The organism is Neobacillus sp. B24, assembly GCF_055381825.1.
Genome location: NZ_AP035777.1, coordinates 3,841,502 through 3,854,783, shown reverse-complemented (window position 1 = coordinate 3,854,783; position 13,282 = coordinate 3,841,502). Strand labels below are relative to the sequence as shown.

Below are 13,282 nucleotides of genomic sequence, written 5' to 3'. Positions count from 1 at the left end.
GAGGAGGTGAAAGGCATGAACAAGACAGAACTTATTAATGCAGTAGCTGAAGCTAGCGAACTTTCTAAAAAGGACGCTACTAAAGCAGTAGATGCTGTTTTTGATGCGATTTTAGATGCTTTAAAAAATGGTGATAAGGTACAACTTATCGGTTTTGGTAACTTTGAAGTACGCGAGCGTGCAGCACGTAAAGGCCGCAACCCGCAAACTGGTGAGGAAATCGAAATTGGTGCAAGCAAGGTTCCTGCTTTCAAACCAGGTAAAGCGCTTAAAGACGCAGTAAAATAATTACATAAATTATTGCTTTAAGGTAACGCTTAGGCAAAAAGGTCATGGCATAGAAGCCATGGCCTTTTTTCTATTTTGGCTCTTCTTTTTTTGCTTGGTCAGAAAAGGTTATGCTAAGATGTATTTGTTAGTTATACTTGTTGGAAATTAGGAGGAATTATACATGTCAGAGGTAAATCGTGCCCAAATTGAAGCAGCGGTACGTTTAATATTAGAAGCAATCGGAGAAGATCCCAACCGGGAAGGACTGCTTGATACGCCGAAACGGTTTGCAAAAATGTATGAGGAAGTGTTTAGCGGCTTAAATGAGGATCCAAAACAGCATTTTGAGACGATTTTCAGTGAGGACCACGAAGAACTAGTTCTCGTGAAGGATATCCCGTTTTATTCCATGTGTGAACACCATCTTGTTCCTTTCTTTGGCAAGGCGCATGTTGCCTATATCCCCCAAAATGGCCGTGTGACCGGGTTAAGCAAATTGGCACGTGCTGTCGAGGCAGTTGCCAAAAGACCACAACTTCAGGAACGCATTACCGCCACAATTGCAGATAGCATTATGGAAAAATTGGAACCGCATGGTGTTATGATAGTTGTTGAAGCAGAGCATATGTGCATGACAATGCGCGGAGTGAAAAAACCAGGATCAAAAACGGTAACTACGGCTGTCCGGGGAACACTTGCCGAGGATGCCATCGCCCGTTCCGAGATCCTATCACTAATTAAAAATTGATTGAGCATGGGGTGTTAAGGTTGGAGAAAAAGCAGCAGCAAAATAATGATTATGTAGTCATCAAAGCCATAGATGACGGTGTGAGTGTGATTGGTCTAACCAGAGGCTCTGATACTAGGTTCCACCATTCCGAAAAGCTTGATAAGGGAGAAGTGCTGATTGCCCAATTTACTGAGCACACTTCTGCTATTAAAATAAGGGGAAACGCAAAAATCCTCACTCAATATGGGGAGATTGATAGTGAAATGAAAAACAAACAATAAAAAGATGGTTGTTTGTTTTCATGTTAGTTGTTATTATTTTGTGAATTCCTGCGCAAATAATTCCTTTTATGCTATAATGGTGATTGCCTTGTTTTATTTTTAATAGGCAAGAATTTTCCTTATCAATTAGGAAATAAGAATACATAAAGACATTTTACTTCGGGGAAGCAAGGGTGATGAGAATGCAGGGAATTCGACAAAAATTTACAAAGATTAAACAGGAAGTCGAAAATAGTGTTTTTAACACGTACTTGCTAAACTATATTGAAACACCTGTTATCGATGAGGAAAAACTCCTTATCCTCATTTCGCTTTTAGATTATATGGAGCTGCCATTTGATGAAATGGAAAATTACGCATTATCAACCATGCTGGTTCAAATTGCCCTTGATACCCATGAACATATATCGACGACAAGGGATGAGCAAAGCCGGCAGCTGACTGTCCTGGCCGGAGATTATTATAGTGGACTCTATTATAAATTGCTCGCCCAGTCCGAAGATATCTTAATGATTAAAACCCTTTCCCAAGGGGTCAAAGAAGTGAATGAACAGAAAATAACCGTTTATTACAAAGAATCTAAAACTATTGATGAGCTCATGAAAAGCATGCAGGTAATCGAAAGCTCTTTACTAACGAAGCTGTCCGAGTATTTTAATGCCGAGGATTGGAATGAGGTTATCGGAAACTTGCTTTTGTTTAAACGGTTGCTAACAGAACAGAGACAATTTATCCAAACTGGAACTTCATTTTTATTTGATGCAATGAAAGAAATTTTGTTTCCGTCCTCTGCCTCTGCCTTTTCATTTACAGAACTCAACAATGACCAAAAAGAAGAACTATTAACGAATTGCGGGCGACACCTTGAACGTTCAAAGCAAATAATTGAAAAGAGTGTCTCCAGGCTTCCATTTCTTAATCCGTTACTTGAAAGCAAAATAGTCAGCCTGTTAAAGCAATATGTGCCATATGCAAAATCATTTGTGGAAGAAGGGTAAACAATGCAGCAATCGAAAGAACAACGAGTTCATAAAGTGTTTGAAAAAATCTCGGAAGAATATGACAAAATGAACTCAGTGATTAGTTTTCAGCAGCATATAAGATGGCGGAAGGATACGATGAAACGTATGAATGTCCAGCCAGGTTCAAAAGCACTTGATGTCTGCTGCGGTACTGCTGATTGGACTATTGCCCTGGCAGAAGCTGTTGGCCCTTCAGGGGAAGTGACGGGTCTTGATTTTAGCCAAAATATGCTTAACGTTGGGAAAGAAAAAGTAGAACGCCATGGGTTAAATCAGGTGAAATTAATTCACGGCAATGCAATGGAGCTTCCATTTCCCGATAACAGCTTTGATTACGTCACGATTGGTTTCGGATTAAGAAATGTCCCGGACTACCTGCAGGTCTTAAAGGAAATGCACCGGGTGGTAAAACCGGGAGGAATCGGCGTTTGTCTTGAAACATCCCAGCCTACCTTAATTGGGTACCGACAGTTATTCTTTTTTTATTTTCGGTATATTATGCCAGTATTTGGGAAGCTGTTTGCTAAAAGTTATCAAGAATACTCATGGCTGCAAGAATCGGCACGTGATTTTCCCGGCATGAGAGAACTGGCTCGTATGTTTGAGCAGGCAGGATTTAAATCAGTCACTTATAAACCGTATAGCGGTGGTGCGGCGGCCGTTCATATTGGCAAAAAATAAGCTAAAACTCTTGAAAGATAAAAAGCAGGGTGAATACAAATGAAATTAAAAATGATGTATTCATTTTTGAATTCGGATATTAACTTAATTGAGAAAAAACTAGAAGAGTCCATTCAACCGGAGTCTCTTCATTTGCAGCAGGCTTCCATGCATACACTACAAGCCGGGGGAAAAAGAATTCGTCCTGTTTTTGTTTTGCTTGCCGGTAAGTTCGGTCAGTATGATATTAATGTGATGAAAAATGTTGCCGTAGCACTTGAATTGATTCATATGGCTTCTCTCGTTCATGATGATGTCATAGATGATGCCGATTTGCGCAGAGGGCAGCCGACGGTTAAATCTAAATGGGATAACAAAGTGGCCATGTACACGGGTGATTATGTTTTTGCCCTTGCACTTGAATTAATGACCAATATAAAAAATCCGTTGGCCCATAAGATATTGGCCGATACAATTGTCGAAGTATCGATCGGAGAAATTCAACAATTCAAAGATAAATACCGTTTTAATCAAAACTTGAGGGATTACCTAAGAAGAATAAAGCGGAAAACAGCCTTACTGATAGCTGCCAGCTGTCAGCTGGGGGCAATTGCAGCAGATGCGGAAGAGTCGATCCATAAAAAGCTTTTTCGCTTTGGATACTACGTTGGGATGTCTTTCCAAATAACAGATGATATACTTGACTTTACTGCTACAGAGGAGGAACTTGGAAAACCAGCTGGAAGTGACCTGCTCCAAGGAAATATTACAGCCCCGGCATTGTTTGCTATGGAAAATGAGGATGCAAGGCAACTGATCGAAAAGGTTAACCAACATACTTCCCCTTCCGAAATTAAAGAGATTATTTCCCTGATTAAGGACACAGGTGCTATCACTCGTTCCGTGGAACTCAGCGACCTTTATTTATCTAAAGCAAATGCTATATTGGAAGATCTTCCGGCAGGTAGAGCAAGAAAAGCGCTTTTTGATATCGCCAAATACATCGGACGGCGCAAATTTTAACACTTTCTTGTAATATATTCTAAACAATGTTACTATTTTCGTGGATTGTTTTTCGATAACAATCATATACATAATTGTTTAGGAGTGGGATAAATGGAAAGAACATTTTTAATGGTTAAACCAGATGGCGTTCAGCGCAGTCTGATTGGGGAAATTGTCGCACGTTTTGAAAGAAAAGGCTTTCAACTTGTTGGGGCAAAATTGATGCAAATTCCAAACGAACTTGCCGAGGAACATTACGGTGAGCATAAAGAGCGTCCATTCTTTGGCGAATTAGTGGATTTCATCACTTCAGGTCCTGTATTTGCTATGGTTTGGCAGGGTGATAATGTTATCGCTACAGCACGCCAAATGATGGGGGCAACAAACCCTAAAGATGCGGCGCCAGGAACCATTCGAGGTGACTTTGGCTTGACTGTTGGCAAGAACGTCATTCATGGATCTGATTCACCAGCGAGCGCAACCCGTGAAATCGGCTTATTCTTTAAAGAATCAGAATTGGTTGAATACTCAAAGTTAGTTAACGAATGGATCTATTAATTTTATAAAACACAAAAAGGCACTTGTATGGAATCTACAAGTGCCTTTTTGAATGCGTATACAAAAATAAATTCGCTTTTCTGAATTCTTCCACTATGTTTATACCCTCGAAATATGTTATATTGATACATAATTCTTTAATGAGTTGAAGGGGGAAAGAAAGGGAATGAGATATTTAACAGCGGGGGAATCCCACGGACCGCAGCTGACTACCATCTTGGAGGGCTTTCCTGCAGGTATGCCTCTTCAGGCTGAAGATATAAACGTCGAACTTTCCAGACGTCAAAAAGGCTATGGCCGGGGCAGAAGGATGCAAATTGAAAAGGACACCGTTGAAATCATGTCAGGTGTTCGACACGGGTCAACACTCGGCTCCCCGATTGCTCTAGTCGTCAAAAATAATGACTGGAAGCATTGGACAAAAATTATGGGTGCTGAACCACTAGACGACATCCAAGAAGATGAAGTAAAACGTAAAGTCAGCCGCCCTCGACCTGGGCATGCTGATTTAAACGGAGCGATTAAATATGGTCATCGCGATATGAGAAACGTTCTGGAACGTTCTTCAGCTCGTGAGACCACTGTAAGAGTGGCAGCCGGAGCAGTTGCTAAAAAACTCTTGTCATTAGTTGGAGTCAACCTTACAGCTTATGTTGTTGAAATTGCTGGCATAAAAGCAACTGTCGATCACTCACTAAGTTTAGAAGAATTGAAGGAGCGTTCCGAAAATTCGCCAGTCCGAACCGTTGACCCAAATGTTGAACAAGCCATGATGAATGCCATTGATGAGGCAAAGCAAAATGGAGATTCGATTGGCGGGGTCGTCGAAGTGGTTGCATCAGGGATGCCTGCTGGAGTGGGCAGCTATGTTCACTATGATCGTAAATTAGATGCTAAGCTGGCTGCGGCCATTGTAAGCATTAACGCTTTTAAAGGAGTAGAGATCGGTATTGGCTTCGAAGCGGCACGCAAACCAGGCAGTGAAGTCCATGATGAAATTGCTTGGGATCCGGCTCAAGGATATTACCGGAAAACGAATCGCCTGGGTGGTCTTGAGGGCGGTATGACAACAGGTATGCCAATTGTCGTAAGGGGTGTAATGAAGCCGATTCCTACACTTTACAAACCGTTAATGAGTGTCGATATCGAAACAAAAGAGCCGTTTTCCGCTAGCATCGAGCGTTCTGATAGCTGCGCGGTACCAGCAGCAGCTGTAGTTGCCGAAGCAGTTGTAGCTTGGGAACTTGCTAATGCTTTGGTCGATCAGTTCTACAGTGACCGATTTGAGACATTTGCCGAAAATATTAATAACCAACGCACCTTTGCGAGGGATTTTTAATGGAAACAATTCATATACAGGCAGCATCCAAGCATTATCCAGTCTATGTTGGCAAAGGGGTTCATCATCATATCACTTCGTTTATAACGAATCATTTTCCTTCACTGACGAGAATATTAATTATTACGGATGAAAATGTTGCCAAATTGCATCTAGATAAAGTAACGGGGGCGCTGACGCCATTAAAGGCGGTTGTTTTTACTGCCCCCGGGGGTGAAAAGGCTAAAACCTTTGAGGTTTTCTACGAGGCCTTGTCAACTGCCCTGGAAAGCCGGCTAGACCGGAAATCCGTCATTTTGTCGCTTGGCGGCGGGGCGGTCGGTGATTTAGCAGGCTTTGTTGCAGCGACATATATGAGGGGGATCCCGTTTATTCAAATACCAACAACGATTCTTGCTCATGACAGTGCCATTGGCGGTAAAACAGCTATCAATCATCCATTGGGCAAGAATATGATTGGCGCTTTCTACCAGCCGGAAGCCGTATTTTACGATCTCGATTTTCTGAAAACACTTCCACCTCAGGAGATACGCTCCGGATTTGCCGAAGTTATTAAACATGCACTTATTTTTGATCATGATTTTTATCATTGGCTTAAAACGAATATTAATGATCTAAATAAATTGACACTGGACCAATTATCGCGGTGCCTTGTTAAAGGAATTCAAATAAAGAATGAATTTGTCAGCCGCGATGAACGGGAATCCGGGGTTCGTGCTTTCCTCAATTTTGGGCATACATTAGGACATGCCATTGAAGCGGAGATGGGGTATGGCAACTTTACCCATGGTGAGTCAGTCATGATTGGGATGGTATTTGCTTTAAAGCTTAGTATGGAAAGGGCGGGACTGTCATTCCAATTGGAAGATTTTGTTGATTGGATTTCGAGTCTGGGATATATCGTTGATATACCAGAAGATCTTTCGCATGAAGAATTACTGAAAAAGATGAAGCAGGATAAAAAGTCAGTTGGCGAATGTGTTCGCTTTGTATTGCTTGAAAAGCTAGGGGCGCCAGTACTTCAAGAAATAGCTGATTCTGTTTTAATGGAAAAGCTGAAAAGCTATTAACAAGGGGGAATGATGATGATTAGAGGGGTGAGAGGAGCGACAACGGTTAGTGCCAATAGTGAAGCAGAAATCATTGCTGCTACAGAAGAAATGTTGGCGAAGGTAATTGAATCTAATAATATTCAACCAGAATCCGTCGCATCCGTTTTGATCTCTACGACTGATGACATCGATGCTGCCTTCCCTGCGAGGGCATTGCGCAAGTTTACGGGGTGGACGTATGTTCCTGTCATGTGCATGCGGGAAATACCGGTCCCAGGGTCGCTAAAAAAATGCGTTAGAGTCATGATGCATGTTAATACCACCGTCTCACAACAAGACATTCATCATGTGTATTTAAAGGGTGCTGTTGTACTGCGCCCAGACTTGGGGCCCAGTCAGCAACAGGATTAATCTTTTCGAAACAGACAACTACCGAGAGGATGAGTAAATATGAGATGGAAACAACAATTATTACAATTGACTCCGTATCAGCCAGGCAAGTCAATTGAATCAGTAAAAAGACAATATAATCTTGAAAAAATTGTTAAACTTGCCTCGAACGAAAATCCATTCGGCTGTTCAAAAAACGCCCAATTAGTTCTACAGGGTAAGGATACAAACTTAGCCATTTATCCGGATGGCTACGCTACCATATTAAGAGAGAAATTGGCCTCCTTTCTAAAGGTCGATGAGGATGAACTGATTTTCGGAAATGGTTCGGATAATTTAATCCAGATGATTTCACGAGCATTGCTTTATCCAGGTGCAAGCACGGTTATGTCACGCCACACATTTTCGCAGTATAAGCATAATGCGGTCATTGAGGGGGCTATCATCAAAGAAGTTCCTGACTTGAATGGCGAACATGACCTCACGAGCATGCTTGAGGCTATTGATGAACAAACGAATGTCATTTGGGTCTGCAGCCCTAACAACCCGACAGGTACATATATACCAGAAACCAAGTTAATTTCATTTCTTGACCAAGTTCCGCAACATGTCCTTGTTGTTTTAGATGAAGCATATTATGAATATGTCACGGCTAATGATTACTATGATTCCATTAAATTGACTCGCAATTATCCAAATTTAATAGTGTTAAGAACTTTTTCAAAAATTTATGGACTTGCTGCATTAAGGGTTGGCTACGGTGTCGCGAACCGGGACATTATCAAGGCACTTGAGCCTGCAAGAGAACCGTTTAATGTGAATGTATTGGCTCAAGCTGCAGCCACTGCAGCAATAGAGGATCAGCAGTTTGTCGAACAATGCAGAGATAATAATAGACAAGGTCTGGCACAATTTTATGATTTTTGTGATGCCCATGACTTAAGCTATTTCCCTTCCCAAACCAATTTCATATTAATAGATTTTAAAGTGGATGCTGACCAAGTGTTTCAATACTTACTTGAAAGAGGCTTCATCGTCCGATCCGGAAAGGCACTCGGTTTTCCTACGGCAGTCAGAATAACGGTAGGTTCCACCGAAGAAAATGAAGGTGTGCTGTCTGTACTGAGGCAGTTTTTGCAACAGAGCTAGGAGGAGTTTTCATTGGAAGGCCGTGTATTTATTATCGGATTGGGTTTAATTGGCGGATCACTGGCCCTTTGTATCAAAAAGGAACATCCTGCGTCCGTGATTGTCGGCTTTGATATAAACCGAGAACAAGCGAGACTTGCAAAAATGCTTAGAGTCATTGATGAAGCTGCGGAAAATATTCCAGGGGGTGCGAAAGATGCCGACTTGATTATTGTTTCTGCGCCTGTAAATGATACAAAATCGATTATTTCGGCACTATCCGGACTGTCACTAAAACCGGGTGTCATTATAAGCGATACAGGCAGCACGAAAACGAAAATAGTCGAAACAGCAAACGGCTTAAAAGAGCAGGGAATTACGTTTATTGGCGGCCATCCGATGGCAGGATCCCATAAGACAGGAGTTTCCGCCGCAAAAGAAATATTGTTTGAAAATGCTTTTTACCTGTTAACTCCTGAGGAACAGGTGGAAGACGTGAAAATAGAGATATTGAAGGAATGGTTAAAAGGGACAAAAGCGAGATTCCTTACAATAACTCCGGAAAATCATGATTATTTGACTGGAATTGTCAGCCATTTTCCTCATATCATTGCTGCGTCGATTGTCAGCCAAACGGAAAAATTATCGAGCTCGGAATCATTGATTCCCCGCCTAGCTGCTGGGGGATTCAGAGATATTACCCGAATTGCCTCCAGCAGTCCTCATATGTGGAAGGATATTTTACTCCATAATCGTGACAATTTGATTGCCCTGCTGGACCAATGGAATGAAGAAATGAAAGGAGTTAAAGCGATGCTTGAAAGTGGCAACGCTGAGGCCATTTATCATTATTTTCTTCAGGCTAAGCAATTTCGAGATGAATTGCCAAGCAAGGAAAAGGGTGCGATTCCGGCATTTTATGATTTGTATGTTGATATTCCCGATGTTCCGGGGATTATTTCTGAAATAACGGGTTATTTGGCCCAGGAAAACATCAGTATCACAAACATTCGGATCCTTGAGACGCGTGAGGACATAAATGGAGTCCTAGTCATCAGTTTCCAAACCGAACAGGACCGGCAGCGTGCCGAAAAATGTATTCTTACTTATACAAACTACTCGACTTCGAACGGTTCCTGACGATTTATTAAATAAAAGGTGATAAAATGGCATCATTAACGTTAAAAACTAATATTAACAATTTAAAAGGGGAAGTCATCATTCCAGGGGATAAATCGATATCCCATCGGTCTGTGATGTTTGGCTCGATTGCCCACGGAATAACAAGAGTGACTAACTTCCTTCCCGGAGATGATTGCTTAAGTACCATTTCCTGCTTTCGTAAGCTGGGTGTATCGATTAAAGAGGAAGATGGTCAGCTTGAAATTGCGGGAAAGGGATTTGAAGGCTTGACAGAGCCTGAGGAAGTTCTCGATGTCGGCAATTCCGGAACAACGATACGATTACTAATGGGGATTTTAGCCGGACGTCCATTCCATTCTTCGCTTGTCGGTGACGAGTCCATCGCCAAAAGACCGATGACAAGAGTAACAGGTCCGTTGTCAAAAATGGGTGCTGCCATTGACGGGCGAAAAAATGGTGCCTTTACACCAATTTCGATTCGAGGCGGCAATTTAAACCAGTTTCACTATGAACTGCCTGTCGCCAGTGCCCAGGTCAAATCGGCGCTGATCTTGGCCGGTCTTCAGGCGGAAGGTGTAACAACTATTGTAGAGCCGGCAGATACACGGGATCATACAGAAAGAATGATTCGTCAATTTGGCGGAAAAATTGATAAAAAGGGACGAGTTATTACTGTAACTGGCGGACAAAGGCTTACCGCCGCGGACGTTCACGTTCCGGGAGATATTTCGTCTGCTGCCTTTTTCCTTGTTGCTGGAGCCATCGTTCCGAATAGCAATATAACTCTCAAGAACGTTGGATTAAACCCAACCCGGACGGGGATTATCGAAGTTTTAAAGAATATGGGCGCAGACCTGGAAATTAGCGGGAATGAAGATAGCTCCTTCGAACCTTCTGGTGATCTTGCAATCAACACTTCCACCCTGAAAGGAACAGTTGTGGAGGGGGAGTTAATTCCAAAATTAATCGATGAAATCCCGATTATTGCTTTAATGGCTACTCAGGCCGAGGGCACGACGATTATCAAAGATGCGGAAGAGTTAAAAGTAAAGGAAACAAATCGGATAGACACGGTTGTAAATCAATTGAGAAAATTAGGTGCATCCATCGAAGCTACCGAAGACGGGATGATCATCCATGGAAAGTCCAAGCTTCATGGCGGTATCGTTTCAAGTCACGGCGACCACCGGATTGGCATGATGCTCGCCATCGCTGCCTTAATATCCGATGGGGAAGTCATTTTGGAAAAACCAGAAGCCATCTCTGTTTCCTACCCTACTTTCTTTAATCATTTAGATAAACTTATAATGTAAAAGCTGCCTTTTTAAAGGCAGCTTTTTTCAGTATCCATATTAATGGCTTGATAAAAGTCATAGTTTTGACACCTCCCGCATAGCTTGTCTTAAAGAAGAAAAGCGGAAGCGCCTAGTCGTGAAGCTGGACAAAGATTTAAGAAAAGGGTGATTGGATGGCATATATCATCGAGGATGCCAATATCCTTAAAAACAAAGGGCTGACAACCAGTTCAATGTTAATTCAGGATGACCGGATTGCTGCAATCCAAAGCTCGTTTAAACGCTATACCTTGATAAAAATGAGTCTAGAACATTTTATCATGAGCCCGTCTTATATCATGCTCAATTCTGAAATCCCCGCAAATGGCTCCTTTCAGGAACTGAAAAAATTTATGATACAACATTTATTAGTAAAGGGATGCACCACCCTGCTTACTTATGTAACCGTTTCCTTTGAAGAAGAATTAAAAGTAAAACTTGCAGAAATGAATACGGCACTCATTAGCAGCCCAATTGATTTTATGATTGGGATTAAAATTCCCATTCGCCTGATCACCCCAGGTTTTATCAGAAAGTGTAAAAAGGAGAAAGTTCCGGCTATTTTTGTTGAACTATCAAGCCCCGATGAAATGGAGAAGGTACCATGGGGATGGATTAGGGACGCCTTATTTCCTTTCAATTGCCCATTTATTCCGATTATTTCCAATGCTAAAAAGAAGGAAGCGAAACCCCTTTTGTCGAAATGGAAAGATACCATGATAAAAGAAAAAATTCCGGCCATATATGAGGAAATTACCGAAAACTTGCCTTTGCCGGTTCCTATTTTAAATAAAATTGGCGTATACCCCAGTAAAGCAAGTCTGCTGATTGGTTCGGAATTAAGCTATAATCTATATAGTAAATCAAGAGAAATCATGAATGTTGATGAAGTTGATTTATTTCATTATCATGGTGATAGGCTTGTATTAACAGTACACAAGGGAAAAATTGTTCGCAGTGGGGAAGAGGTTTTATTTAAGCCTGGGTATGGCGAATATGTAAAGGTGCAAACCCCATCCTATTTTTCATTGTAATTTAAGGGAATTCGAGGTAACAGTCAATGGATAGAATCGATAAAATAATGGCCATGTTAGAAAACGGCCAACATAAAGAGGCCTTAGCTGAATATAATGTTGTATTAAATAAAGGCTTGCCTGAGGAAAAGTTTCTGCTCGGAGAAGGATTGTTCCAGTTTGGCTTTCTTGATGAAGCAAGAGCTTTGATTGAAAATTTATTAACCATTTATCCTGAAGAAGGTGAGCTTCTCGTCCTATTGGGTGAAATTTTGTTGGAATCGAATGAGGAGGAGAAAGCCATCCTTATCCTCGAGAAAATTTCAGAGCAAGATGCCCATTATGGCCAGGCTTTATTGCTGCTGGCAGACCTTTATCAAATACAGGGACTTTATGAGGTTTGTGAGACGAAACTTCTTAGAGCAAAGGAACTATTGCCCAATGAAATCATTATTGATTTTGCCTTAGGGGAGCTTTACAGTGAACAAGGAGAAATAAATAAGGCAATGGCTGCTTATGAAAAGGTTCTAGAGGAATGTAATGAAATGGCCGGAGTTAACATACACGGACGAATGGCCGACCTTTTAAGTGCATCAGGTGCTTTTGAAGAATCTCTAATTTATTATGATAAGGCACTGGAAGAAAAACTAGAAATAAATATTCTTTTTGGTTATGCGTTTACTGCGCTTCAAGCCGGTTACAACCGCACTGCAATTGAAAAATTTACTGAATTAAAAGAACTTGATCCTGAATACCACTCATTATATTTGTATCTCGCTCAGGCATATGAACGGGAGGAAGAATTGGAAAACAGTTTACAGGCTGTTCAAGAAGGTTTAAAACAGGATGAGTTTAATAAAGACTTATTTTACTATGGTGGTAAAATAGCCTTGAAGCTGGGAAAAATAACCGATGCTGAGCAGTATTTACGTGAGTCACTGGTTTTGGACCCTGGATTTTCTGAAGGTGCCCATGTGCTTAATCAAATGTTTCTGCAACAGGAGCGTTATGACGATGTTTTGGAGCTAATTTCCGAACTTGATGTTGTGGAAGATGAAGAACCACAATTTTTATGGGATGCTGCTGTCAGCTATCATAAACTGGAGGAATATTCACTCGCATTGGACAAATATGAAAGTGCATATACTTTTTTTAACAAAAACGAGGACTTTTTGAACGATTATGGATATTTTTTAATTGAGGAAGGAGAAAAGGACCGCGCTGCCGAAATTTTTAAACAGCTTTTAATTTTTGATCCTACCAATGAAGAATATTTGGATGTGCTGGAGCGTTTAACCGATTTAGATGTAAATGATTAAATAAAGCTAAAAAAAAGCTGAATTTGCAGAGGAGGGAA

At 41.2% G+C, this 13,282-nt stretch carries 15 protein-coding genes; all 15 read left to right on the top strand.

The window, feature by feature from the left end:
* Positions 1–15: 15 nt before the first annotated feature.
* The 15 genes from hbs (at position 16) to ACZ43M_RS18960 (ending at position 13,244) form a co-directional block, all read left to right on the top strand.
* A complete protein-coding gene (gene hbs / locus ACZ43M_RS19030) occupies positions 16–288 on the top strand; it encodes a non-specific DNA-binding protein Hbs (protein ID WP_066060959.1) in 273 nt (90 codons plus the stop codon).
* A 163-nt stretch (positions 289–451) separates the two neighbouring features.
* On the top strand, positions 452–1,018 hold the full coding sequence (gene folE, locus ACZ43M_RS19025; protein WP_464504088.1) for a GTP cyclohydrolase I FolE: 567 nt from the start codon (positions 452–454) through the stop codon (positions 1,016–1,018).
* A 20-nt stretch (positions 1,019–1,038) separates the two neighbouring features.
* A complete protein-coding gene (mtrB, locus tag ACZ43M_RS19020) occupies positions 1,039–1,281 on the top strand; it encodes a trp RNA-binding attenuation protein MtrB (RefSeq protein ID WP_464504087.1) in 243 nt (80 codons plus the stop codon).
* A gap of 182 nt (positions 1,282–1,463) precedes the next feature.
* On the top strand, positions 1,464–2,279 hold the full coding sequence (locus ACZ43M_RS19015) for a heptaprenyl diphosphate synthase component 1 (RefSeq protein WP_464504086.1): 816 nt from the start codon (positions 1,464–1,466) through the stop codon (positions 2,277–2,279).
* A gap of 3 nt (positions 2,280–2,282) precedes the next feature.
* Positions 2,283–2,984, top strand: a complete 702-nt coding sequence (locus ACZ43M_RS19010) for a demethylmenaquinone methyltransferase (protein WP_464504085.1) — start codon at positions 2,283–2,285, stop codon at positions 2,982–2,984.
* 39 nt (positions 2,985–3,023) lie between these two features.
* A complete protein-coding gene (hepT, locus tag ACZ43M_RS19005) occupies positions 3,024–3,986 on the top strand; it encodes a heptaprenyl diphosphate synthase component II (protein ID WP_464504084.1) in 963 nt (320 codons plus the stop codon).
* Between the two features lie 93 nt (positions 3,987–4,079).
* Entirely contained in the window at positions 4,080–4,526 is a 447-nt protein-coding gene (gene ndk / locus ACZ43M_RS19000) for a nucleoside-diphosphate kinase (RefSeq protein ID WP_464504083.1), read from the top strand.
* Positions 4,527–4,692: 166 nt separating this feature from the next.
* The gene (aroC, locus tag ACZ43M_RS18995) at positions 4,693–5,865 is read left to right on the top strand and encodes a chorismate synthase (RefSeq protein ID WP_464504082.1); all 1,173 of its coding nucleotides are present in this window, start codon (positions 4,693–4,695) and stop codon (positions 5,863–5,865) included.
* Positions 5,865–6,935, top strand: coding sequence for a 3-dehydroquinate synthase (gene aroB / locus ACZ43M_RS18990; RefSeq protein WP_464504081.1), 1,071 nt, complete (start codon positions 5,865–5,867; stop codon positions 6,933–6,935). Before aroC ends, aroB begins: the two co-directional genes overlap by 1 nt.
* 15 nt (positions 6,936–6,950) lie before the next feature.
* Positions 6,951–7,328, top strand: coding sequence for a chorismate mutase (gene aroH / locus ACZ43M_RS18985; protein ID WP_464508066.1), 378 nt, complete (start codon positions 6,951–6,953; stop codon positions 7,326–7,328).
* Positions 7,329–7,367: 39 nt separating this feature from the next.
* Positions 7,368–8,456, top strand: coding sequence for a histidinol-phosphate transaminase (gene hisC / locus ACZ43M_RS18980; RefSeq protein ID WP_464504080.1), 1,089 nt, complete (start codon positions 7,368–7,370; stop codon positions 8,454–8,456).
* 12 nt (positions 8,457–8,468) lie between these two features.
* Positions 8,469–9,575 (top strand): prephenate dehydrogenase, encoded by a 1,107-nt coding sequence (locus tag ACZ43M_RS18975; protein WP_464504079.1) that lies wholly within the window; start codon positions 8,469–8,471, stop codon positions 9,573–9,575.
* Positions 9,576–9,601: 26 nt separating this feature from the next.
* Positions 9,602–10,891: a 3-phosphoshikimate 1-carboxyvinyltransferase gene (gene aroA, locus ACZ43M_RS18970; RefSeq protein WP_464504078.1), complete on the top strand. Its 1,290-nt coding sequence runs from the start codon at positions 9,602–9,604 to the stop codon at positions 10,889–10,891.
* A gap of 155 nt (positions 10,892–11,046) precedes the next feature.
* On the top strand, positions 11,047–11,946 hold the full coding sequence (locus tag ACZ43M_RS18965) for a hypothetical protein (protein WP_464504077.1): 900 nt from the start codon (positions 11,047–11,049) through the stop codon (positions 11,944–11,946).
* A 26-nt stretch (positions 11,947–11,972) separates the two neighbouring features.
* Positions 11,973–13,244, top strand: a complete 1,272-nt coding sequence (locus ACZ43M_RS18960; RefSeq protein ID WP_464504076.1) for a tetratricopeptide repeat protein — start codon at positions 11,973–11,975, stop codon at positions 13,242–13,244.
* Positions 13,245–13,282 lie beyond the last annotated feature (38 nt).